This is a genomic window from Nocardioides sp. GXQ0305 (assembly GCF_050880345.1).
Classification (GTDB): domain Bacteria; phylum Actinomycetota; class Actinomycetes; order Propionibacteriales; family Nocardioidaceae; genus Nocardioides.
The window spans coordinates 941,849-964,894 of record NZ_JBNYXG010000001.1 but is presented as its reverse complement, the minus strand read 5'-3'; the positions used below and the strand labels follow the sequence as shown (position 1 = coordinate 964,894).

The 23,046-nt window shown below is 73.0% G+C and carries 21 protein-coding genes; 13 read left to right on the top strand and 8 right to left on the bottom strand.

Annotated features, from left to right (window positions below):
• Window positions 1–57 precede the first annotated feature (57 nt).
• From ACQ1X7_RS04565 to ACQ1X7_RS04555, 3 genes are read right to left on the bottom strand one after another with little or no spacing between them, the layout of a single operon-like run.
• Window positions 58–1,071: an adenylate/guanylate cyclase domain-containing protein gene (locus ACQ1X7_RS04565; protein ID WP_432476971.1), complete on the bottom strand. Its 1,014-nt coding sequence runs from the start codon at window positions 1,069–1,071 to the stop codon at window positions 58–60.
• Window positions 1,055–1,567 carry a PH domain-containing protein gene (locus ACQ1X7_RS04560; protein ID WP_432476970.1) on the bottom strand — a complete coding sequence of 171 codons (513 nt, stop codon included), beginning with the start codon at window positions 1,565–1,567 and terminating at the stop codon, window positions 1,055–1,057. The genes ACQ1X7_RS04565 and ACQ1X7_RS04560 overlap by 17 nt, the downstream gene beginning before the upstream one ends.
• Before the next feature lie 25 nt (window positions 1,568–1,592).
• A complete protein-coding gene (locus ACQ1X7_RS04555; protein ID WP_432476969.1) occupies window positions 1,593–2,363 on the bottom strand; it encodes a biotin--[acetyl-CoA-carboxylase] ligase in 771 nt (256 codons plus the stop codon).
• 41 nt (window positions 2,364–2,404) lie between these two features.
• Here ACQ1X7_RS04555 and ACQ1X7_RS04550 point away from each other — a divergent pair, with 41 nt between their 5' ends.
• The 4 genes from ACQ1X7_RS04550 (at window position 2,405) to ACQ1X7_RS04535 (ending at window position 5,870) form a co-directional block, all read left to right on the top strand.
• Window positions 2,405–4,024, top strand: coding sequence for an acyl-CoA carboxylase subunit beta (locus ACQ1X7_RS04550; protein WP_432476968.1), 1,620 nt, complete (start codon window positions 2,405–2,407; stop codon window positions 4,022–4,024).
• On the top strand, window positions 4,021–4,260 hold the full coding sequence (locus ACQ1X7_RS04545) for an acyl-CoA carboxylase subunit epsilon (protein ID WP_432476967.1): 240 nt from the start codon (window positions 4,021–4,023) through the stop codon (window positions 4,258–4,260). The genes ACQ1X7_RS04550 and ACQ1X7_RS04545 overlap by 4 nt, the downstream gene beginning before the upstream one ends.
• Window positions 4,261–4,707 carry a methyltransferase family protein gene (locus ACQ1X7_RS04540; RefSeq protein ID WP_432476966.1) on the top strand — a complete coding sequence of 149 codons (447 nt, stop codon included), beginning with the start codon at window positions 4,261–4,263 and terminating at the stop codon, window positions 4,705–4,707. It begins immediately after the preceding gene.
• 149 nt (window positions 4,708–4,856) lie between these two features.
• Window positions 4,857–5,870, top strand: coding sequence for a P1 family peptidase (locus ACQ1X7_RS04535; RefSeq protein ID WP_432476965.1), 1,014 nt, complete (start codon window positions 4,857–4,859; stop codon window positions 5,868–5,870).
• 31 nt (window positions 5,871–5,901) lie between these two features.
• Here the strand turns inward: ACQ1X7_RS04535 and ACQ1X7_RS04530 are convergent, their stop codons facing one another.
• Window positions 5,902–7,047 (bottom strand): RNA polymerase sigma factor, encoded by a 1,146-nt coding sequence (locus tag ACQ1X7_RS04530; protein ID WP_432476964.1) that lies wholly within the window; start codon window positions 7,045–7,047, stop codon window positions 5,902–5,904.
• Window positions 7,044–7,454, bottom strand: a complete 411-nt coding sequence (locus ACQ1X7_RS04525) for a YciI family protein (protein WP_432476963.1) — start codon at window positions 7,452–7,454, stop codon at window positions 7,044–7,046. The genes ACQ1X7_RS04530 and ACQ1X7_RS04525 overlap by 4 nt, the downstream gene beginning before the upstream one ends.
• Window positions 7,455–7,588: 134 nt before the next feature.
• Between ACQ1X7_RS04525 and ACQ1X7_RS04520 the strand changes: the two genes are divergently transcribed.
• The 4 genes from ACQ1X7_RS04520 to ACQ1X7_RS04505 are packed head-to-tail and all read left to right on the top strand — an operon-like array spanning window position 7,589 to window position 11,049.
• On the top strand, window positions 7,589–9,286 hold the full coding sequence (locus ACQ1X7_RS04520) for a DUF885 domain-containing protein (RefSeq protein WP_432476962.1): 1,698 nt from the start codon (window positions 7,589–7,591) through the stop codon (window positions 9,284–9,286).
• Window positions 9,283–9,903: a Maf family protein gene (locus ACQ1X7_RS04515; protein WP_432476961.1), complete on the top strand. Its 621-nt coding sequence runs from the start codon at window positions 9,283–9,285 to the stop codon at window positions 9,901–9,903. Before ACQ1X7_RS04520 ends, ACQ1X7_RS04515 begins: the two co-directional genes overlap by 4 nt.
• A 52-nt stretch (window positions 9,904–9,955) precedes the next feature.
• Window positions 9,956–10,591, top strand: a complete 636-nt coding sequence (locus tag ACQ1X7_RS04510; protein WP_432476960.1) for a CDP-alcohol phosphatidyltransferase family protein — start codon at window positions 9,956–9,958, stop codon at window positions 10,589–10,591.
• Window positions 10,588–11,049 carry a hypothetical protein gene (locus ACQ1X7_RS04505; RefSeq protein ID WP_432476959.1) on the top strand — a complete coding sequence of 154 codons (462 nt, stop codon included), beginning with the start codon at window positions 10,588–10,590 and terminating at the stop codon, window positions 11,047–11,049. Before ACQ1X7_RS04510 ends, ACQ1X7_RS04505 begins: the two co-directional genes overlap by 4 nt.
• Here the strand turns inward: ACQ1X7_RS04505 and ACQ1X7_RS04500 are convergent.
• Window positions 10,996–11,505 carry a GtrA family protein gene (locus tag ACQ1X7_RS04500; protein ID WP_432476958.1) on the bottom strand — a complete coding sequence of 170 codons (510 nt, stop codon included), beginning with the start codon at window positions 11,503–11,505 and terminating at the stop codon, window positions 10,996–10,998. The two genes, ACQ1X7_RS04505 and ACQ1X7_RS04500, sit on opposite strands and share 54 nt — an antisense overlap.
• Window positions 11,506–11,581: 76 nt before the next feature.
• Between ACQ1X7_RS04500 and ACQ1X7_RS04495 the strand changes: the two genes are divergently transcribed.
• Complete coding sequence (locus ACQ1X7_RS04495; protein ID WP_432476957.1) at window positions 11,582–12,322, top strand: ABC transporter permease; 741 nt, start codon at window positions 11,582–11,584, stop codon at window positions 12,320–12,322.
• On the opposite strand, the gene ACQ1X7_RS04490 is transcribed toward ACQ1X7_RS04495, so the two are convergent.
• Window positions 12,323–13,519 (bottom strand): acyl-CoA dehydrogenase family protein, encoded by a 1,197-nt coding sequence (locus tag ACQ1X7_RS04490; protein ID WP_432476956.1) that lies wholly within the window; start codon window positions 13,517–13,519, stop codon window positions 12,323–12,325. It abuts the gene before it with no gap.
• A 207-nt stretch (window positions 13,520–13,726) separates the two neighbouring features.
• Between ACQ1X7_RS04490 and ACQ1X7_RS04485 the strand changes: the two genes are divergently transcribed.
• Entirely contained in the window at window positions 13,727–15,502 is a 1,776-nt protein-coding gene (locus tag ACQ1X7_RS04485; protein ID WP_432476955.1) for an acetyl/propionyl/methylcrotonyl-CoA carboxylase subunit alpha, read from the top strand.
• A 9-nt stretch (window positions 15,503–15,511) separates the two neighbouring features.
• On the opposite strand, the gene ACQ1X7_RS04480 is transcribed toward ACQ1X7_RS04485, so the two are convergent.
• Window positions 15,512–17,116 (bottom strand): sulfatase family protein, encoded by a 1,605-nt coding sequence (locus ACQ1X7_RS04480; RefSeq protein ID WP_432476954.1) that lies wholly within the window; start codon window positions 17,114–17,116, stop codon window positions 15,512–15,514.
• A gap of 103 nt (window positions 17,117–17,219) precedes the next feature.
• Between ACQ1X7_RS04480 and ACQ1X7_RS04475 the strand changes: the two genes are divergently transcribed.
• From ACQ1X7_RS04475 to ACQ1X7_RS04465, 3 genes are all read left to right on the top strand, one after another.
• On the top strand, window positions 17,220–17,702 hold the full coding sequence (locus ACQ1X7_RS04475) for a PH domain-containing protein (RefSeq protein WP_432476953.1): 483 nt from the start codon (window positions 17,220–17,222) through the stop codon (window positions 17,700–17,702).
• 80 nt (window positions 17,703–17,782) lie between these two features.
• Window positions 17,783–19,540: a PH domain-containing protein gene (locus ACQ1X7_RS04470; protein ID WP_432476952.1), complete on the top strand. Its 1,758-nt coding sequence runs from the start codon at window positions 17,783–17,785 to the stop codon at window positions 19,538–19,540.
• 68 nt (window positions 19,541–19,608) lie between these two features.
• On the top strand, window positions 19,609–22,995 hold the full coding sequence (locus tag ACQ1X7_RS04465; protein ID WP_432476951.1) for a pyruvate carboxylase: 3,387 nt from the start codon (window positions 19,609–19,611) through the stop codon (window positions 22,993–22,995).
• The last annotated feature ends 51 nt before the right edge of the window (window positions 22,996–23,046 follow it).

Sequence of the window (23,046 nt, the reverse complement as noted above, 5' to 3'; positions counted from 1 at the left end):
GGGAAACGCCCAGAATTCATCCGTTCGGGGAGGGTCACCCCCCACTGGGACCACGGATCAGTGACGCCGGACGGTGAGCGGCTCCACCAGCCCGAAGCCGCGCACCGGCCGCGCCGGGAGTCGGCGGGTCTCGAACTGGTCGCCGGGCAGCAGGTCGGCCGTGGCCTGGTCGATGATGATCCGGTTACGACGCGCCACCGCGGTGAGCCGCGAGGCCAGGTTGACCGGCGGCCCGAACACGTCCCCGAGGCGCATCACCACGTCGCCGCTGGCCAGCCCCACCCGGACCTCGGGCATCCGGGGGTCGCGGCCGACGACCCGGATGATCCCCTCGGCGATGTCGTAGGCCGCCACGGGATCCGCGCTCACGAACAGGACGGAGTCGCCGAGGCTCTTGATGATCCGCCCCCGCTGCCCGGCGACGACGTCGGCGCAGCGGGACTCGAAGATCTCGACGATGTCGCCGATCCGGTCGCGCGGCAGCTCGTTGGAGAGCGCCGTGAACCCGACGATGTCGGCGAAGCCGACGCTGACCTGGGTGGTGTGGATGTCGTCGGCACGCGCCCCGAGCGCCTCGATCCGCGCCAGCGCGGCGGCCAGGTGCCGACGCCACGCGTAGACCACGAGCCGCTCGAACGCCGGGTTGAGCTCGTCGAGCAGCCGGAGCGCCTGGCCGGTGCGGGAGCCGGTCGCCGCGTCGGATCGCTCGAGCTCCTCGACCCGGTGGGCCAGGGTGGCGACCTCCCAGTCGGCCAGCCGGGCCATGGACTGACCGAGAGCGCGGGTCATCATCACGCTGATGTCGTCGTCGATGGCGCCGCCCTCGACCATCGCGTCGAGGGTCGACACGGCCTCGACGTCGTCGGGGGTGAATGCGACCGCCGTGCCGTGCTCGGGGAAGCCGAGCGCCCACCAGAGCCGGCGGAGGCGGTCGACGGGCACGCCGGTGCGCTCGGAGATCTCGGCCGCGGTGAGGGTGGGGTCCGCGCCGAGCACCGCCCGCTCGAGGGCGTGCGGGTCGCGTACGGCGCCGGGTCGGACGTCGTCGCCGTCGTCAGCTGCCATCGTCATGGCCGCGGCGCCGGGTCAGCCGGTGGAGCTCGTCGGCGACCTTGAGCTGCACCTCCTCCACCCGCGGGATGTCGTGCAGCGCCACGCGCCCCTGCTCGCTGGCGTCGGAGACGACGAGGGTGCCGCAGCCGAAGAGCCGGTCGATCACGCCGATCTCGAAGTCGACGCCACTGATCCGGTTGAGGGGGATGGTCCGGCCCTCGCGGGCGACGAACCCGCTCCGACTGACGAAGCGGCGGTTGGTGAAGGTGTAGGTCGTCGTGATCCAGCCGACCAGGGGACGGACGACCCACCAGAGGACCACCACGGCCGCCACCCCCCACGCGATCCAGGTGCCGACGGTGCCGAGGCTCCCGGTCAGCACGGTCTGGACGAAGACGGCAGCCGCGAGGACCACGACCAGGACCAGCACCGGGACCAGCAGCGACTTGGGATGGGTGCGGGTGTGCACCACGACGTGCTCACCCTCGTTGAGCAGCTTGCTCGGGAACTCCACGGACCGATCCTCTCACCCGGGACGCTCAGGGGGCAGGACGCACGTGCACCACGTCGCCGGCCGCCACCGGCGTCCCCCCGACCACGAGGCGACCGCCGGCGTCGACGTCGCCCGCCCGGCCGACGAGCTCGCCGCCGCCCGGCAGCACGACCCGGACGTCCTGGCCGACGGTCGTGCACGCGTCGACGTACGCCGGCCGTACGGCGGGGCCGCCACCGGCCGACCACGCGGCGTACTGCGTCCGGAGCCCGGCGAGGATCCCCTCGAGCAGGTCGGTCCGGTCCGGGGCCTCGCCCGTCGCGAGCGCGATCGAGGTCGCGGTGTCGACGGGCAGCTCGTCGCGGCCCTGGGAGACGTTGAGCCCGATGCCGAGCACCGCCGCGGGACCGACCGCGGTCTCGACCCGCTCGACCAGGATCCCGGCGGCCTTGGCGCCCCCGGTCAACACGTCGTTGGGCCACTTCAGGCCGGCCGGCACGCGGCGGTCCCGCAGCGCCCCGACCACCGCCACTCCTGCGAGCAGCGGCAGCCACGGCCACTCACCCGCGGGCGGGCGTGGCCGCAGCAGCGTCGAGAAGGTCAGCGCCGCCCGGTCGGGCGTCTCCCACACCCGGTCGAGGCGACCCCGCCCCGCCGTCTGGTGCTCCGTGGCGACGACCAGCCACTCCGGCGCGCCCAGGCGGGCGCGGTCGGCGACGAGCGCGTTGGTCGAGCCGGCCTGCGGCACCACCTCCACGCCGAGCGGCGTGAGCCGGTCGACGTCCAGGGGCGGGCGCGCGTCGGCAGCAGGTGGCACAAGCACTAGATTGACGGGCGGACCGCGAGGAGGCCAATCACGTGAGCTCACACCCCGGCGAGGGCACCGACGTCCCTGCCGACATCGACATCCACACCACGGCGGGCAAGCTGGAGGACCTCGAGCGCCGTCTCGACGAGGCGATCCACGCCGGCTCGGCCAAGGCGGTCGAGAAGCAGCACGCCAAGGGTCGCAAGACGGCCCGGGAGCGGATCGAGCTGCTCTTCGACGAGGGCAGCTTCGTCGAGCTGGACGAGCTGGCGCGGCACCGGTCGACGGCGTTCGGCCTGGAGAAGAACCGCCCCTACGGCGACGGCGTGATCACCGGCTACGGCACCGTCGACGGCCGGATGGTCTGCGTGTTCTCGCAGGACTTCACGGTGATGGGCGGGTCGCTGGGCGAGGTCTACGGCGAGAAGATCTGCAAGGTGATGGACCTCGCCATCAAGACCGGCTGCCCGATCGTGGGGATCAACGAGGGCGCCGGCGCCCGGATCCAGGAGGGCGTGGTCTCGCTGGGCCTGTACGGCGAGATCTTCCGCCGCAACGTCCACGCGTCGGGCGTGATCCCGCAGATCAGCCTGATCATGGGCTCCTGCGCGGGCGGCCACGTCTACTCCCCCGCGGTCACCGACTTCACGATCATGGTCGACGGCAGCTCCAACATGTTCATCACCGGCCCCGACGTGATCAAGACGGTCACCGGTGAGGACGTCACGATGGAGGAGCTCGGCGGCGCCCGCACCCACAACACCAAGTCGGGCAACGCGCACTACATGGCCTCCGACGAGGACGACGCGATCGACTACCTCAAGGCGATGCTGTCCTACCTGCCGCAGAACAACCTCGACGAGGGGCCGGCGTACGAGGAGGTGCCGTCGATGGACTTCGACGAGACCGACCGGGCGCTCGACGTGATCATCCCCGACGGCGCCAACCAGCCCTACGACATGCACGACGTGATCCGGGCGGTCGTCGACGACGGGGAGTTCCTCGAGGTCCAGGAGCTGTTCGCCCCCAACATCGTGGTCGGCTTCGGTCGGGTCGAGGGGCAGTCGGTCGGCGTCGTGGCCAACCAGCCGATGCAGTTCGCCGGCACCCTCGACATCGACGCCTCCGAGAAGGCCGCGCGATTCGTCCGGTTCTGCGACTGCTTCAACATCCCGGTGCTGACCTTCGTGGACGTCCCGGGCTTCCTGCCGGGCACCGACCAGGAGTGGGACGGCATCATCCGTCGCGGTGCCAAGCTGATCTTCGCCTACGCGGAGGCGACGGTGCCGATGGTCACGGTCATCACCCGGAAGGCCTACGGCGGCGCCTACGACGTCATGGGGTCCAAGCACCTCGGCGCCGACATGAACCTCGCGTGGCCCACCGCCCAGATCGCGGTCATGGGCGCGCAGGGCGCCGCCAACATCCTGCACCGCAAGACCCTGAAGTCGGTCGAGGACGACGGCGGCGACGTCGAGGGCACGCGAGCAGAGCTGATCCAGGAGTACGAGGACACCCTCGCCAACCCCTACATCGCCGCCGAGCGCGGCTACGTCGACGCGGTCATCGCGCCGCACGAGACCCGCGTCGAGGTGGTCAAGGCGCTGCGGCTGCTGCGGTCCAAGCGCGAGGTGCTGCCCGCCAAGAAGCACGGGAACATTCCGCTGTGAGTGACGACGAGGAGTCGGAGACCCCCCGGCTGCGGATCCTCACGCCCGACACCACCCCGGAAGAGGTCGCCGCGATCGTGGCGGTCCTCTCGGCGATGTCGTCGGGCGGGCCGGGGCGGCCGCGACGGCGTACGGAGTGGAACTCGCCGTACCGCCAGGTCCGTCCGTTCTACTCCCACGGCCCGGGCGGCTGGCGGTCCTCCGGCCTCCCCAAGCACCGGGGACGTGGCACCTAGGTGCCGGTCCTCGTCCCTCCCGTCCAGACCGCCCTGTGGGCGGCTGCCCAGCACGTCGTCGCCCGCCGGGTGCTGGAGCCGCGCCGACCCGGCCGGCTCGCGAAGGGCCTGGCGGTGGCCTGCTTCGCGGGCGGGGCCGCCAGCGCCGCGGGAGCCTCCAGCCGCTTCCGGCAGCGCGGCACCACGTGGGAGCCGTGGGCGCCCGAGCGGAGCACCGCCCTGGTCACCGACGGGCCCAACGCCGTCACCCGCAACCCGATGTACGTCGGCATGACCCTGGTCGTCGTCGGCTCCGGCCTGCTGAGCGGCCGCCCCTGGACAGCCCTCGCCGCCGGCGGCCTGATGACGACGCTGACGCCGCAGGTCGAGCGCGAGGAGGCCGCCCTCGCCCGGCTGTTCGGCGAGGAGTGGACGGCGTACAGCAGCCGGGTACGCCGCTGGGTGTAGCGAGCAGCGGTGGTTGAGGAGGGCCGCCAGGCCCGTCTCGAAACCACCCACGCCAGATCATCCGGGCACGGGTGGTTTCGAGACGGTTGCTGCGCAACCTCCTCAACCACCGCCGGGTCAGCCGCTCGCGTGCCGCGATACTGGGCGGCATGCGCAACGCGATCACCGACGTACCGGGGCTGCGGGTGGGCCACGCCCAGCGCACGGGAGACGGCTGGCTGACGGGGACGACGGTGGTGCTGCCGCCGGCCGAGGGCGCGGTGTGCGGGGTGGACGTGCGCGGCGGGGGGCCCGGCACGCGGGAGACCGACCTGCTGGACCCGCGCAACATGGTGGAGCGGGTCCACGCGATCGTGCTGACCGGGGGCTCGGCGCTCGGCCTGGGCGCGGCCGACGGGGTCGCCCGCGCGCTGCTGGAGCAGGGGGTCGGCCACCCGGTCGACGACGAGCCGGGGCACGTCGTCCCGATCGTGCCGGCCGCGGTGGTGTTCGACCTCGGGCGGGGCGGGACGTTCGCGAACACGCCGGACGCCGGGCTCGGCCGAGAGGCGCTCGCGGCCGCCGACGTCGAGGTCCCGCTCGGCACCGTCGGCGCCGGCACCGGCACCCGAGTCGGCGGGCTGAAGGGCGGGGTCGGGTCGGCGTCGGCGCGACTGGACGACGGCACCACCGTCGGGGCGCTGGTCGTGCTCAACGCGGTCGGCTCCGCGGTCGATCCCGCGACCGGTGAGCCGTACGCCGCCCGCCACTGCCGCGGCGACGACCTGCCCGGCCTGCGCCGCCCCGACGCCGGCGAGCTGGAGGCGGCCCGGACGCGGGCGGCCGAGCAGCCCGAACCACGCCCGCCGCTGGCCACCACGCTGGCCGTCGTCGCCACCGACGCCACCCTCACCAAGGCTCAGTGCCAGAAGGTGAGCGGCGTCGGCCACGACGGCCTGGCCCGGGCGATCCACCCCGTCCACACGATGTACGACGGCGACACCGTGTTCACGCTCGCGACCGGAGCCGGTGGGTCACCGGGCCCGGCGGCGTTCCACGACCTGCTGACCGAGGCGGGCGACTGCGTCACCCGAGCGGTGGGTCGCGCCCTGCTCGCCGCCGAGTCGGCCGGCGGGATGCGCTGCTACCGGGAGTGCTTCCCCTCCGCCCTCGGGCGTTCGTAGCGGCGCGCACGTCGAGCGGGGTCGACCACCCTCAGACCTGCAGCCGCGCGGCCCGGCGGGTCAGCTGGTGGCGCTCGGCCTCCGAGGTGGCCTGCGCGGCGGCGGCGGTGTAGAGCGACCGGGCGGCCGCACGCTCGCCGGCGTGCTCGCGCAACCACGCCTCGGCCGCGGTGCGCCGCGGCACCGACTCCGGGACCGACGCGAGGGCCCGCAGCCCGGCGAGCGCGCCGTCGGCCTCCCCGACCGCGACCGCCCGGTTGAGGGCCACGACCGGGCTGTCGGTGATCCGCATCAGCTCGTCGTACCACTCCACGATCTGGGGCCAGTCCGTCTCCTCCGCCGACGCGGCGTCGCAGTGGAGGGCGGCGATGGCGGCCTGCGCCTGGTACTCGCCCAGCCGGTCCCGGGCCAGGGCGTCCTGCAGCAGCGCCACGCCCGAGGCGACGAGGGTGGTGTCCCAGCGGGAGCGGTCCTGCTCGGCGAGCGGCACCAGCTCCGGCCCGTCCCAGCGGGCCTCGCGGCGGGCATCGTGGAGCAGCATCAGGGACAGCAGACCGGCCACCTCCGGCTCCTCGGACCCGGTCGGCGTACCGGCCAGCTGGCGGGTGAGGCGGATCGCCTCGGCGGCGAGGTCGACCGAACCCGTGTACCCCTCGTTGAACACCAGGTAGAGCACCTTCAGCACGTCGCGCAGGTCGCCGGGGCCCTCGAGGCCGTGCGCCGCGACGGTGCGCTTGGCCCGGCTGATCCGTTGCGCCATCGTCGCCTCCGGCACCAGGTACGCCGAGGCGATCTGCCGGGTCGTCAGTCCACCGACGGCCCGGAGCGTCAGCGCCACCGCCGACGCCGGCGTGAGGGCCGGGTGGCAGCACAGGAAGAGCAGCCGCAGGGTGTCGTCGGACTGCTCGGCCGGTCCGGGGAGCGGCTCCTCGGCCAGCCGCTCCTCGCGGGCGTGCCGGGCGGTGTCGGAGCGGTAGCCGTCCAGGTACTTCCGCCACGCCACCGTGACCAGCCAGCCCAGCGGGTCCCTCGGCGGCTCCTCCGGCCAGCGGCGTACCGCCTCCACCAGCGCCTCCTGGACGGCGTCCTCGGCCGCCGCGAAGTCGGCGCCGCGGCGGACGAGGATGCCGAGGACCCGGGGGGCGAGGTCGCGGGTCCCCTCGAGCGGGTCGCTCACTCGGTGACCGACGGCGCCTCGAGGAACGGTCGCACCTCGATCCACTCCCGGATCGGCTCACCGCCGGGGCCGGGTGCCGAGGAGAGGAACGCCGCGGCCTCGTGGGCGCGCTCGACGGACTCGACGTCGATCACCATCCAGCCCGCGATCAGGTCCTTGGTCTCCGCGAACGGGCCGTCGGTCACCGGTGGCCGGCCCTCGCCGTCGTAGCGGACGAACGTGCCGTCCGGCGAGAGCGCGCGGCCCTCGACGTACTCGCCGCGCTCGCGCAGCGTGTCGGCGACGTGGTCCATGAACGCGAGGTGCGCCGAGATCTCCTCGGGCGTCCAGTCCTCCATGGGGACGTTGCCGTAGTCGGTGCGGTCGGGGCCGCCCCGGTAGTGCTTCAGCAGCAGGTACTTCGCCATGGTCGTGCTCTCCTTCACTCCGTCACCGACATCCTCGGCGATCACCCGGGGGACGGAGTCGCCGGACCGTCCTCGACATGCTGCCCGATATATCCGGTGCGAGTCGTTCACGCGCAGCCCCTAGGGTCACCCTCGTGACCGCTGACCCCGCCGCACGCCCCGTCGACGTCGCCTCCGACCGCTACGTCGCGGACTTCTGCGCCCTCGACCCGATCACCGCCACCTTCGTCGGCGTGGGCGGGCACGACCACGAGCTCACCGACCTCTCCCCCGACGGCTTCGAGGCCCGCGAGGAGCTGTCACGTCGGGCGCTGGCCGAGGTCACGGCGGCCGAGCCGACCGACGAGCGCGAGGTGGTCGCCCGCGAGGCGTTCCTGGAGCGGGTGGGTCTCGAGATGGAGATCGTCGACGCCGGACTCGCGCGCAGCCAGGTGTCGGTCATCGGCAGCGGCCTGCACGCCGTCCGGCAGGTCTTCGACCTGATGCCCACCGAGACCGAGGAGGACTGGGCGAACGTCGACGCCCGGCTCGCCGCGGTCCCCCGGGCCCTGGCGGGCTACTGCGCGACCCTGCGCGACGAGGCGGGCCGGGGTCGCGTGTCCGCGGCGCGCCAGTTCCGCCAGGTCGTCCACCAGGTCGGCCAGTGGGTCGGCCGGACCGGCGACGCCGGCGACATCCTCGGCACCCTCGCCCGCCGCTGCGACGTGGCCCGGCTGCGCCCCGAGCTGGAGCGGCACGCCGCTCGCGCCAACGAGGCGCTGGAGGAGACCGCCCGGGTGATGGAGCAGGAGATCCTGCCGCTCGCTCCCGAGCGGGACGCCGTCGGGCGCGACCACTACGCGCTGTACTCGCGCTACTTCCTCGGCGCGGAGGTCGACCTGGAGCAGACCTACGCCTGGGGCTGGACGGAGCTCAAGCGGCTCGCCGACGACCTCGAGGCGACGGCGGACCGGATCCTCCCGGGAGCGTCGTACGCCGAGGCGGTGGCGCACCTCGAGGCCGACCCGGCACGGGTGGTCCACGGGCGTGACGCGTTCCGCGGCTGGATGCAGGACCTCGCCGACCAGACGATCGACCAGCTCGCCGCCGTCCACTTCGACATCCCCGAGCCGGTCCGCCGGATCGAGTGCATGCTCGCGCCCACCCACGACGGCGGCATCTACTACACCGGTCCGTCCGAGGACTTCTCGCGGCCGGGCCGGATGTGGTGGGCCGTGCCCGACGGCATCGAGGACTTCCACCCGTGGCTGGAGACCTCGACGGTCTACCACGAGGGGGTGCCGGGCCATCACCTCCAGGTCGGCCAGACGGCCTACCGCAGCGAGGTGCTCAACCGGTGGCAGCGGCTGCTGTGCTGGGTGAGCGGGCACGGCGAGGGCTGGGCGCTGTACGCCGAGCGGCTGATGGACGACCTCGGCCACCTCGCCGACCCGGCCGACCGGCTGGGCATGCTCGACCAGCAGTCGTTGCGCGCGGCCCGGGTCGTCGTCGACATCGGCATGCACCTCGAGCTCGAGATCCCCGCCGACAACCCGTTCGGCTTCCACCCCGGTGAGCGGTGGGACGCCGGCCTGGGCCTGGAGTTCATGAACCAGCACAGCCGGATGGACGCGGAGGTGATCGCGTTCGAGGTCGACCGCTACCTCGGCTGGCCGGGCCAGGCGCCGTCGTACAAGGTCGGCGAGCGGATCTGGCTGGAGGCACGCGACCAGGCGCGCTCCCGTGCCGAGGCGGCGGGCGGGACCTTCGACCTGCGGACCTTCCACCGGCAGGCGCTCGACCTCGGCGCCCTCGGGCTCGACCCGTTGCAGCGGGCGCTGGCGCGGCTGTGAGCACGACCCTGGTCCTGGCGTCGGCCTCCCCCGCCCGGCTCGCGACGCTCCGGGCCGCCGGGGTCGAGCCCGTGGTCGTCGTCTCGGGCGTCGACGAGTCGCAGGTGACCGGCCTGGAGCCTGCCGAGCTGGCGCTGCAGCTGGCGGAGCTGAAGTGTGCCGCCGTGGCGGAGCGGGTCGGGCGCGACGACCTGCCGCAGCTGTCGGAGGGTGCCCTGGTCCTCGGCTGCGACTCGGTGCTGGAGCTCGACGGCGAGGCGCTCGGCAAGCCGGCCGACGCCGAGGACGCCGTACGCCGGTGGCGGGCGATGCGCGGCCGCTCGGGCGTGCTCCACACCGGACACTCGCTGCGCGACACCGCCTCGGGCCACGTGGCCGCCGCCACCGCCTCGACGGTCGTGCACTTCGCCGACGTGGACGACGACGAGATCGCCGCCTACGTCGCCACCGGCGAGCCGCTCCAGGTGGCCGGAGCGTTCACCATCGACGGCCTCGGCGGAGCCTTCGTCACCCACCTCGAGGGCGACCACCACACGGTCGTCGGCGTGAGCCTGCCGCTGCTGCGGGACCTGGTCGCCGAGCTCGGGCACGCCTGGACCGACCTCTGGGCGCGGTGACCGACCCCGGCGTGTCCCCGCCTCCCGGCGGCCACCGACCTAGACTCACGACGTGACCAGGGGGCGCACGACCGACGTGGGGATCCACGACGAGCGCCTGCTCACGCCGGCCACGGTCGTGACCGTCGTCCGCACCGTCGCGTCGCTGGGGACCAGCCTGCTGGCCGCGGCGGAGGGGAGCCTGCGGCTGCTGGTCGTCGCCCTGGTCGTCTACTGGGTGGGCGACATCCTCGACGGCGCCGTGGCCCGGTGGCGTGGCTGCGAGACGCGGATCGGCGCCGTCCTCGACATCCTGAGCGACCGGCTGAACTGCGCGGGCTTCTACTTCGGGGTCTGCTGGATCGAGCCGTCGGCCGCCCTGCCGGTGGGCATCTACCTGCTGAGCTTCATGGTGGTCGACACCTTCCTGTCGCTCGCCTTCCTGGCCTGGCCGATCCGGAGCCCCAACTACTTCTACGCCGTCGACGAGCGGATCTGGCGCTGGAACTGGTCCAAGCCCGCCAAGGCGGTCAACTCCGCCCTGTTCGCGGTGTTCCTCCTGGTCGACGGCCTGTGGTGGGTCGCGCTGGCGATGGCGGTGGCACTGCTGGTCCTCAAGACCGTGTCGCTGTCGTGGCTGGTCCGGCTCGGCCTCCCGGTCCCGGGCGGGCGTCCGGTCGACCGACCGGGCTCCGTGCCCGCCCGGTGAAGCTGCTGCTGACGGTCCTCGCCGTCTCCTTCGTCTCGGCGCTGGTGCCGCTCGTGAACGTGGAGGCCTTCCTCGCCTGGGTGGCCAGCCTCGACGGCGTCCCGATGGTGCTGTGCGCCGCAGTGGCCAGCGTCGGCCAGGTGACGGGCAAGCTGATCTGGTACTTCGCCGGGATGCGCACGGTCGAGATCGGCTGGGTCCAGCGCCGGATCGCGAAGTACCACCGCGAGGAGACCCTGGCCAGGTGGCGGAAGCAGACCCAGGGCCGGCCGGTCGCGGCCGGGGCGCTGGTGTTCTCCGCGGCGTTCATCGGGCTGCCGCCGTACCTCGCGGTGGCCGCCGTGGCCGGGTTGCTCGGCGTGGGGCTGCGGCTGTTCCTGGTCACCGGCCTGGTCGGCCGGTTCCTACGCTTCTGGCTGGTGCTGGAGCTGGCCGCGTACAGCTGGCTGCTCATCTGAGCCCGGCGCCGGCTCGTGGTGGGAGAAGACCAGGGACCGGAACAGCACGAAGCGGGCCACGAAGCCGAGGAACAGCCCCACCACGTTCGCCGCGACGTTGTCGGCGGTCGCGGAGCTGAGGTCGAGCACGTTGCGGCTGAACCACAGGCAGGCCACCGGGATCACCAGGCTGCCGACGCTGATCGCGAAGAACATGGGGACGCCGCCGAGCGGGCCCGTCGTACGCCGGTGGCGGAACGCCCACCACCGGCTCAGGGCGTAGGTCAGCAGGATCGAGGCGCAGTTGGCGATCAGGAACGCCGTGATCGCGTGGTGGTGGAACCACGCGCCCATGCCGGTGCCGGGGTCCCAGTGGACCAGCCAGTTGAACAGCGCGACCGCGACCAGCGAGGCGACGGTGCCACTCGTGGCCGACCGTGCGAACTCACCCGCCAGCCTGCGCCGTCCCCCCTGCATGCCCCCAAGGCTAGTGAATGTCCGGTGGCGGTGGTGGCTCCCGCGCGCGAGCCGTCCTCCGTGCCAGCCTGAGCGCGTGGACCTGGTGCTCTTCACGGCAGGCCTGCTCGCGCTGAGCGGCATCACGGTCCTGCTCGGGCTCTGGGCACGGGTGGGCCTCGGTCTGCTGCCCCTCTGGGCGATCGCGCGGGCCACCGTGCAGCTGGCGGTGATCGCGCTGCTGCTCCGCGGCATCCTCAGCGTCCCGTGGACCGTGGTGGCGTTCGTGCTGCTGATGCTGTCGACGGCGTCGTGGACGGCGGCCGGCCGGCTGCGCGAGCTGCGCCACGGACGCCGGATCGCGGTGACCGGCGTGGCTGCGGGCGCGGCGACCTCGCTGGTGGCGGTGTTCGCCCTGCAGCTGCTGGAGCTCGACGTCCGACAGCTGGTCGCGATCGCCGGCATCCTGATCGGGAACTGCATGACCGCTGCCACCCTCTCCGGGCGCAACTTCCTGCGCGCGAGCGCGCAGCGGCGGGGCGAGGTCGAGGCGATGTTCGCCCTCGGCGCGTGGCCCTCGCTCGCCCACGAGGAGATCGGCCGCGAGGCGCTGCGCGAGTCACTGCTGCCGACGATGGACCAGGCCCGCACCACGGGGCTGGTGACGCTCCCCGGAGCGTTCGTGGGCGCGCTGTTCGGCGGGGCCAGCCCCGTGGAGGCCGCGCAGTTCCAGCTGGTGGTGCTGGCCGGGATCGGCCTGGCGATGATGGTGACCGGGCTGGTGGTCACCCGGCTTGCGGGGCTGGCGCCGTACGCCGCCCCCGCTGAGCCGGTCTGATCACTCGACCGGCAGTCCGAGCCCCCGCGCGATCAGCATCCGCTGCACCTCGGAGGTGCCCTCGCCGATCTCGAGCACCTTGGCGTCGCGGTAGAACCGGACGACGGGGTACTCCTCCATGAAGCCGTAGCCCCCGAAGACCTGGGTCGCGATCCGGGTGGCCGTGACGGCCGACTCGGTGGCGTGGAGCTTGGCGACCGCGGCGGCCTGCTTGAACTGCTGGGTCGACACCTTGTGGCCGGCGTCCATCGCGTCCTTGAGCGCCGCCGCCCGGTAGGTCAGCAACCGGGCCGCGTCGAGCATCACCTGCAGGTCGGCCACCTGGAAGGCCACACCCTGCTTGCGCCCGATCGGGCCGCCGAAGGTCTGCCGGTCACCCGCGTACCCGACCGACGCGTCGAGGCAGGCCTGGATGCAGCCGACCGCCAGCGCCGCGATCGCGACCCGGCCGTCGTCGAGCGTCGCGAGGAACTGGGCGTAGCCGCGGCCGCGGTCGCCGAGCAGGTTGGCCTCGGGCACGCGGCAGTCGTCGAAGGACAGCGGGTGGGTGTCGGAGGCGTGCCAGCCGAGCTTGTCGTAGGCCTTCTCGGCGGTGAAGCCGGGGGTGTCGCTGGGGACGATGATCGCGGAGATCTCCGGTCGTCCGGCCTCGGTCTCGCCGGTGCGCGCGGTCACCGTGACGCACGAGGTGATGTCGGAGCCGGAGTTGGTGATGAACTGCTTGGCGCCGTTGATCACCCACTCGCCGCCGTCGAGCACCGCGCGAGTACGCGTCGCGCCGGCGTCGGAGCCGGCACCGGGCTCGGTGAGGCCGAACCCGGAGAGGGTGCGACCGGCGACCAGGTCGGGCAGCCACTGCTGCTTCTGCTCCTCGGACCCGAAGGTGAGGATCGGGTTGATCCCGAGGCCCACCGCGGCCTCCAGGGTGATCCCCATCGACTGGTCGACGCGGCCGATCTCCTCGATGGCCAGGCACAGGCTGGTGAAGCCGCCGTCCTCACCGGCCATGCCGGCGCCGCCGTACTCCTCGGGAGCGGTGAGGCCCATCAGTCCGAGCTCGCCCATCTTCTGGACCACGTCGGTCGGGAAGTGGTGGTCGCGGTCCCACTGGGCGGCGTGCGGCGCGATCTCCTTCTCGGCGAAGTCGCGGACGGTACGCCGGAACTGCTCGTGCTCGGCGGACAACTCGAAGCTCATGCCGCGGATGGTACCCGCTCTGGTTAGCGATTGTTAACCAGCGGCGTCGGGCGCAGGGCGTGCCGTCCCGGCGGCGGCGCAGGTCGCCGCCGGGACGTCCCCACACGCCTTGCCCAACGAGCACACGCGTCGCGGGTTACCCCCGCGCGCGGCGTGCGGCACACGGTCGCGGCGGCGTCGGCGCAGCACGGGCGATAGTCTGCCCGGGTGCCTGAGACCCACCCTCTGAAGAAGGTCCTCATCGCCAACCGCGGAGAGATCGCGGTCCGCGTGATCAGGGCCTGCAAGGACAGCGGCATCGGCAGCGTGGCGGTGTACGCCGAGCCCGATCGCGACGCGGTGCACGTCCGGATCGCCGACGAGGCGCACAGCCTGGGCGGCGCCACCCCGGCCGACTCCTACCTCGACATCGGGAAGATCATCGCGGTCGCGGAGAAGTCGGGTGCCGACGCGGTCCACCCCGGCTACGGCTTCCTCGCCGAGAACGCCGAGTTCGCCCAGGCCGTGCTCGACGCCGGGCTGGTCTGGATCGGCCCACCCCCGAGCGCGATCGAGAACCTCGGCGACAAGGTCAGGGCCCGCCACATCGCCGAGAAGGTCGGCGCCCCGCTGGCTCCCGGCACCAAGGACCCGCTCGAGAACCACGACGAGGCCGTCGCCTTCGCCGAGGAGCACGGCCTGCCGATCGCGATCAAGGCGGCGTTCGGCGGCGGCGGCCGTGGCCTCAAGGTCGCGCGCGAGATGAACGAGGTGGCCGACGCCTTCGACTCCGCGGTGCGCGAGGCGACCACCGCCTTCGGCCGCGGCGAGTGCTTCGTCGAGAAGTTCCTCGATCAACCGCGCCACGTGGAGACCCAGTGCCTCGCCGACCAGCACGGCAACGTCGTGGTCGTGTCGACGCGGGACTGCTCGCTGCAGCGCCGCCACCAGAAGCTCGTGGAGGAGGCGCCGGCACCGTTCCTGTCCGACGAACAGGTCGCACGGCTCTACGAGTCGTCGAAGGCGATCCTGCGCGAGGCGGGCTACGTCGGCGCCGGCACCTGCGAGTTCCTGGTGGCCAAGGACGGCACCATCTCCTTCCTCGAGGTGAACACCCGGCTCCAGGTCGAGCACTGCGTGTCCGAGGAGGTCACCGGCATCGACCTGGTGCGCGAGATGTTCCGGATCGCTGCGGGCGAGGAGCTCGGCTACGACGATCCGGTGGTCCGCGGCCACTCGATCGAGTACCGCATCAACGCCGAGGACGGCGGCCGCGACTTCATGCCCGCCCCCGGCACGCTGTCGGCGTGGAGCCCGCCGCAGGGTCCCGGCATCCGGCTCGACGGCGGCTACGAGAACGGCGAGACGATCCCCGGCTCGTTCGACTCGCTCATCGCCAAGCTGATCGTCACCGGCCGCGACCGCACCCAGGCCCTGGAGCGCTCGCGGCGCGCCCTCGACGAGTTCGTGGTCGACGGGATGCCGACGGTGATCCCGTTCCACCGCGCGGTCGTCGACGACCCGGCGTACATCGGGGACGGCGAGAAGTTCGACGTCTACACCACGTGGATCGAGACCGACTTCGACAACCAGATCCAGCCCTACGCGGGCGACACGGCCGAGGGGGCGGAGCCGGAGGAGCGCGAGCGCGTCACCGTCGAGGTCGGGGGCAAGCGGATCGAGGTCGTGCTGCCCGCCGGGCTGGGTGGCCTCGGCGGCGGTGCGGGCGGCGGCGGCGCCAAGAAGCCCCAGCGCGGCGGCGGCAAGAAGGCCGGCTCGGCCGCCTCGGGTGACGCGGTCACCAGTCCGATGCAGGGCACGATCGTCAAGATCGTCGTCGAGGAGGGCCAGGAGGTCTCCGAGGGCGACACCGTGGTGGTGCTCGAGGCGATGAAGATGGAGCAGCCCCTCAAGGCCCACAAGTCCGGCACCGTCACCGGCCTGCAGGCCGAGGTCGGCCAGACCGTCACCAGCGGCGCTGTCGTCTGCGAGCTCAAGGACTGACCGCGCGGTTCACCGACGGCAGTCGGCGACGCCGGCGCAGGCTGTGAGCGCTCGCACGGCCCGGCGCGCCCGTCGGAGGGCAGCCACCTGTTCCGCAGTCCGCTCCGCGACCGGCAAGGCCATGATGTTGCGCAGCTGGTGGGGGTCGACCCTGTCGTCGTAGAGCTCCTGCTCTCCTGTGCCGTAGCGGACGTAGCGCCAGCGGCTGCCGATGACGCCGCGGAACCATCCCGCTCCGACCCGGCGGGCTTCGGCCCGCATCAGCGGTTCGCTCACGGCGCGGGCAGAACCACCCTTCGCGCGCCCACGACGAACCAGGATCCAGCTCCGCCAGTCTTCGGGCGACCGCCCCTTCGCCAGCGGGAGCACAGACGCGCCGTCACGGACCCAGGGGAGGCTGACGTTGGCCATGTCCGCGAAGGTCGGGGCGATGTCGATCGGACCCGTCACCCGACGCACCACACTGCCCGCGCGGATGCCGGGCCCGCGGATCGCGAAGGGCACGTGGCTGTCGGTGACGTACGCCGTGTTCTTGCCGGGCAGGAGTCGGTGGTTGCCGAGGTGGATCCCGTGGTCGCTGGTGAAGACCAGGTAGGTGTCGTCGAGCTGCCTGGTCCGGCGTAACGCCCTGACCACGACGCGGACGTGCCGGTCGATGCTGGCCACCGACAACAGCTGCCGCCTGTAGATGCGGTCCATTGCCCGTCGGGTGCGTGGACCCATCCGGCGGTTGTCACGGATGAAGCGTGGCTTGTCGCTGACGTCGCGCTCGTTGAAGTCGGCCGTCCGGGGGTACCGGACCTGGGCGATGCGGCGCTGCAGCGCCGCGTTCCTGCGCTCGGCCGGGGCGGCGGGAGCGGGCTCGTGAGGCCCGTAGAAGCTGAGCACGATCGCCAGCCCGCGGTCGTCGCGGTTCGCCCGGATCTGGCGGACGGCGCGCCTGGTCATGAAGTCCCCCAGGTAGTTCGCGGGTGCCTCCCGGTGCCGGATCCGGCCGTTGAGGTTGATGTCGTAGCTGGTGCCCTCGAACTGGCCCCGGACCGGCACCGCCCAGTCCGACCAGCCCGGCGGCACGAACGTCGGGCGCACCGCGTGACGCGGGGCCGAGTCGACGAAGGGGTACTCGTTGAGGTACTTGCCGATCAACGACGTGCGGTAGCCGCCCTGACGGCGGAGAGCGACGGCGAACGTGCGTCGTCTCTCATCGCCCCTGTGGAATCCGTGGAAACCGTCGGGGAACTCGTTGCCGATGATCCCCGTGTTGTGTGCGTACTTCCCGGTCAGGAGGCTGGCCCGCGCGGGGCAGCACAGGGAGATGTTCGTGTAGTAGTCGGTGAACCGGGCGCCACGGTCGAAGATCAGCCGCCGGGTCGCGGGCATGTGGCGCAGGTGCGACGTCGCCATGTCGTCGGTCAGGAAGAACACGATGTTGGGCCTGCGGATGGCCCTCGCGGCCTGCTCGGCCTGTTCCGCCTGGACGGGCGCGGCGGCCCGTGCCGGTTCGACGCCGGTCGACGTGCTGGGTGAGGCGAGCGCCCCCGCGCCCGCGATGACCGCCACGACCAGCCCGGTCCGGGCCAGCCGGACCCGGCGACGTTCTCGTGTCCCGTCCATCAGGCCTCCCCCGACGCCCGAACGTGTGACCTGCGCCCCGCAGGATACGCCCGGGGCGCGCCCATGACGAGGACGAGCACGCGGGTGCCCGTAGGCTCGGGGCGTGGCAGACCTGCGTGATCCCAGCGAGCGGGTCAGCCCGCGTGCGCGGGTGATGTGGACCGTCGAGGCCCTCGTCAACAGCGTGTTCACCCTCGGCGTGTACGTCGTGGTCGGGCTGGTCTGGGACCCCGTGCCGTTCACCTGGTGGCTCGTGACGGGGGTGGCGCTGCTGATGCTGGCGTACGTCGTGCTGATGCCGCGCTGGCGGTACGCCGTCCACCGCTGGGAGGTCACCGAGACCGCGGTCTACACCCAGACGGGCTGGTGGACCGTTGAGCGGCGGATCGCGCCGATGTCGCGGATCCAGACCGTCGACTACGCGGAGGGGGTGTTCAGCCGGTTGTTCGGCCTCGCGAGCGTCACGGTGACCACCGCCTCGGCGGCCGGGGCGCTCGAGATCGCCGCCCTGGACCGGACCCTCGCCCGCGAGCTCGTCGAACGGTTGACCCGGCGCGCGGACGCCGTCGCCGGGGACGCCACGTGAGCGAGCCGCTCGACCGCCGGGGCGGTGACGCTCCCGCGGACGGTGAGGACGCGGTCGAGCAGCGAGCGAACCATCAGCACGTGAGCGAGCCGCTCGACCGCCGGGGCGGTGACGCTCCCGCGGACGGTGAGGACGCGGTCGAGCAGCGAGCGAACCATCAGCACGTGAGCGAGCCGCTCGACCGCCGGGGCGGTGACGCTCCCGCGGACGGTGAGGACGCGGTCGAGCAGCGAGCGAACCATCAGCACGTGAGCGAGCCGCTCGACCGCCGGGGCGGCGACGCCCCTGCGGACGGTGAGGACGCGGTCGAGCAGCGAGCGAACCATCAGCACGTGAGCGAGCCGCTCGCCGCTCCCGCGCCGCCGGTCGAGTGGCAGCGCCTGGACCGGCGGATGCTCCTCGTCCACCCGGTCTCGGAGCTGATCAAGTTCCTCCCGGTCCTGGTCGGCGTGTTCGTCGCGAGCACGGCGACCAACCGGGGTGCCCTCTTCCAGCTGCTGGGTGTCGCCATCCCGATCGCGATCGGGCTGGTCCGCTACTGGACCACGCGCTACCGGATCTCCGGCGACCGGATCGAGCTCGAGCACGGCCTGGTCAGCCGGCACGCCGTGGCGACACCGCTCGACCGGGTGCGGACCGTCGACCTGACGGCCTCCCCCATCCACCGGCTGCTCGGCCTCAGCACCGTCCGCGTCGGCACCGGCTCGGCCGGCGAGGACGGTCTGGACCTCGACGGGCTGGACTCGCGCCAGGCCCGTGAGCTGCGGGCCAGGCTCCTCCACTCCATCGCCCCGGCGAGCGAGGCGGTGACCGAGGACGACACCCACCCGGGCGGCGAGCGGGTGGTGGCCCGGTTCGAGCCCGGCTGGCTGCGCTACGCGCCGTTCACGTCGGCCGGGCTGGTGCTCACCGCCGGTGTGCTCGGTGTCGGCAGCCAGGTGCTCGATGGGCTGGGCGTGTTCGACGACATCGAGGGCGCGTCGATCGACCGGGCACTCACCGAGCTGGGCGCGCTGGTGGCGCTGCCCGCGCTGTTCGTGGGCGTGCTCCTCGTGGCCGCACTGGTGTCGGTGCTCGGCTACCTCGTCACCAACGGCAACTTCGCCCTCAGCCACACCCTCCCCGACGGCTCCTGGCACCTGCGTCGCGGGCTGCTCACCACCCGCGAGACCAGCGTCGACGACGACCGGATGCGGGGGGTCAGCGTCGGCGAGCCGCTCGGGCTCCGGCTGGTCGGAGGCGCCCGGTTGTCCGCGATCGTCACCGGGCTCGACCGCAGCCAGAGCGGGAGCGAGGCGCTGCTGCCGCCGACCCCGCGGACCCTGGTCGACCGGGTCGCCGCCGACGTCCTCGGCACCTCCGCACCGGTGACCGTCCCGCTCGCGCCCCACGGTCCGCGGGCCAGGACCCGCCGCTACACCAGGGCGATCGTCCCGGCCGCCGTGGTCGCCGTCGGGCTCGCCGTGGCCGGGATCGTGGTCGACGTCCCGACGTGGCTGTGGGTGGCGGTGCCCGCCGTCGTGCTGGTGTCCGCCTTCCTGGTCGGGCACGACCGCGCCCGCGGCCTCGGGCACGCGTTGGTGGAGGGCTGGCTGGTCGCACGCTCCGGCAGCCTGACCCGCCGGCGTGAGCTGCTCGGCACGGACGCGGTCATCGGGTGGAACCTCAGCGCGACGTGGTTCCAGCGCCGCGCCGGGCTGGTCACCCTGGTCGCCACCACCGCCGGCGGCCGCCAGTCGGTCCGCGTCCTCGACGTCCCCGAGCCCACCGCGGTCGCCGTCGCGAACGCCGGCGTCCCGGACCTGGTCTCGCAGTTCCTCGCCCGGCCACCCGACTGACGAGCGCGCCGTCTCGAAACCCCGGGAGGGCCCCGGAGGGGTGGCCGCGCACGACTAGCCTGCAGGGCATGTTCTCCAAGGTTCTCGTGGCCAACCGCGGCGAGATCGCGATCCGCGCGTTCCGGGCGGCGTACGAGCTGGGCGCCCGCACGGTGGCGGTCTTCCCGTACGAGGACCGCGGGTCCGAGCACCGGCTGAAGGCGGACGAGGCCTACGAGATCGGCGAGCGTGGCCATCCGGTGCGCGCCTACCTCGACCCCCAGGGGATCGTCGACGTCGCCGTCCGCGCCGGAGCGGACGCGGTCTACCCGGGCTACGGGTTCCTGTCGGAGAACCCGGCGCTGGCCGAGGCCTGCGCCAACGCCGGGATCACCTTCGTCGGGCCCACGTCCGAGGTGCTGACGTTGACCGGCAACAAGGCCCGGGCCATCGGAGCCGCACGGGCGGCCGGCGTCCCGACCCTGCAGGGCGTCGACCCCTCGACCGACGCGGGCGCCCTGGTGGAGGCGGCGGCCGGTCTCCCGTACCCGCTGTTCGTCAAGGCGGTGGCCGGGGGCGGCGGGCGCGGGATGCGGAGGGTCGACGACCCGGCGGCGCTGCGGGACGCGGTCGAGGCCTGCATGCGTGAGGCCGACGGCGCGTTCGGCGACCCCACGGTGTTCATCGAGCAGGCGGTCGTCGACCCGCGGCACATCGAGGTGCAGGTGCTCGCGGACGCGTCCGGCGAGGTGATGCACCTCTTCGAGCGCGACTGCTCGGTGCAGCGGCGCCACCAGAAGGTCGTCGAGCTGGCCCCCGCCCCGGGCCTCGACCCCGAGCTGCGCGAACGGATCTGCGGGGACGCGGTGCGGTTCGCCCGCGAGATCGGCTACCGGAACGCCGGCACCGTGGAGTTCCTGCTCGACCCGGACGGCAGTTACGTGTTCATCGAGATGAACCCGCGGATCCAGGTCGAGCACACGGTGACCGAGGAGGTCACCGACGTCGACCTGGTGCAGTCGCAGCTGCGGATCGCGTCCGGCGAGACCCTGGCCGACCTCGGGCTGTCCCAGGACACCGTCCAGCTGCGCGGCGCCGCTCTGCAGTGCCGGATCACCACCGAGGATCCCGCCAACGACTTCCGGCCCGACACCGGGCGGATCACGACGTACCGCTCCCCCGGCGGTGCGGGAGTCCGCCTCGACGGCGGGACGACGTACACCGGGGCCGAGGTGTCGGCGCACTTCGACTCGATGCTGGCCAAGCTCACCTGCCGCGGCGCCACCTTCGAGAAGGCGGTCGAGCGGGCACGGCGGGCCGTGGCAGAGTTCCGGATCCGTGGCGTCACCACCAACATCGCCTTCCTCCAGGCCGTGCTCGACGACCCGGACTTCCGGGCCGGGCGGGTGACGACGTCGTTCATCGAGACCCACCCGCAGCTGCTGACCGCCCGGGGCGCCGGCGACCGGGGCACCAAGCTGCTGACCTACCTCGCCGACGTCACCGTCAACCAGCCCCACGGCGCGGCGCCGGTCGACCTCGACCCCGTCTCCAAGCTGCCCGACGTCGACCTGCGGGTGCCCGCTCCGGACGGGACCCGGCAGCTGCTGCTCGACGTCGGACCCGAGGAGTTCGCCCGGCGGCTGCGCGCCGCCGACCGGGTGGCCGTCACCGAGACCACGTTCCGGGACGCCCACCAGTCGCTGCTCGCCACCCGGGTCCGCACCCGCGACCTGGTGGCGGTGGCCGGGTACGTCGCACGGATGACCCCGCAGCTGTGGTCGCTGGAGACCTGGGGCGGTGCGACGTACGACGTGGCGCTGCGGTTCCTGGCCGAGGACCCGTGGGAGCGGCTGGCGGCGATGCGGCAGGCGGCGCCGAACCTGTGCCTGCAGATGCTGCTCCGCGGGCGCAACACGGTCGGGTACACGCCGTACCCGACGGAGGTGACGGCGGCGTTCGTCGAGGAGGCGGCCGCGACCGGGATCGACGTCTTCCGGATCTTCGACGCGCTGAACGACGTCGAGCAGATGCGCCCGGCGATCGACGCCGTGCGGTCCACCGGCACGTCCGTCGCGGAGGTCGCGCTCTGCTACACCGGCGACCTCTCCGACCCGCGTGAGGAGCTCTACACGCTCGACTACTACCTGCGTCTCGCCGAGCGGATCGTCGACGCGGGTGCCCACGTCCTGGCGATCAAGGACATGGCCGGGCTGCTGCGGGCGCCCGCCGCCCGGACCCTGGTCTCGGCGCTGCGCGAGGGGTTCGACCTGCCGGTCCACCTGCACACGCACGACACGCCGGGGGGCCAGCTGGCGACGCTGCTGGCGGCCATCGACGCCGGCGTCGACGCGGTGGACGCGGCGAGCGCCCCGATGGCCGGCACCACCTCGCAGCCGTCGCTGTCGGCGCTGGTGGCCGCCACCGACCACTCCTCACGTGACACCGGACTCCCGCTGGAGGCGCTGTTCGAGCTGGAGCCCTATTGGGAGGCGGTCCGGCGGGTCTACGCGCCGTTCGAGTCCGGGCTGCCGTCGCCGACCGGGCGCGTCTACACCCACGAGATCCCGGGTGGCCAGCTGTCCAACCTGCGACAGCAGGCGATCGCGCTCGGCCTGGGCGAGAAGTTCGAGCAGATCGAGGACATGTACGCCGCCGCCAACGACCTGCTCGGCAACGTGGTCAAGGTGACGCCGTCGTCCAAGGTCGTCGGCGACCTGGCCCTCCACCTGGTGGCCGTCGGCGCCGATCCGGCCGAGTTCGCCGAGAACCCCGGCAAGTTCGACATCCCCGGCTCGGTCATCGGATTCCTGCACGGGGAGCTCGGCGACCCGCCGGGTGGCTGGCCCGAGCCGTTCCGGACCAGGGCGCTCGAGGGCCGCTCGTGGGAGCCGTCGTCCGGAGACCTGTCGGCGTCGGACTCCGACGAGCTCGCGGGCGGCTCCCCCACCCGCCGGCGTACGTTGAACCGGCTGTTGTTCGCCGGCCCGACCAGGGACTTCGAGGAGTCGCGCCAGAAGTACGGCGACGTCTCGGTGCTCCCGACCCGGGACTATCTCTACGGCCTCCGCGGCGGCGACGAGCACGTCGTCGACATCGAGGAGGGCAAGCGGGTCATCTTCGGGCTGGAGGCCATCGGCGAGCCCGACGAGCGGGGCTTCCGCACGGTGATGGCGACCATCAACGGCCAGCTCCGCCCGATCGCGGTCCGCGACCAGTCGGTGTCGGCCGAGGTCGTGGCCGCCGAGAAGGCCGACCCGTCGAAGCCCGGCCAGGTCGCCGCACCGTTCCAGGGCGCGGTCACGATCGTGGTCGCCGAGGGCGACTCCGTCGACGCCGGCCAGACCGTCGCCACCATCGAGGCGATGAAGATGGAGGCGGCCATCACCGCCCCCAGTGCCGGCACCGTCGAACGCCTCGTCGTCTCCGGCACCACCCCCGTCGAGGGCGGCGACCTGCTGCTGGTCATCGGCTGAGCAGGTCCTGCCCTGACCATTCGCGGCGCTTTGACGCCCTACCCATACTCG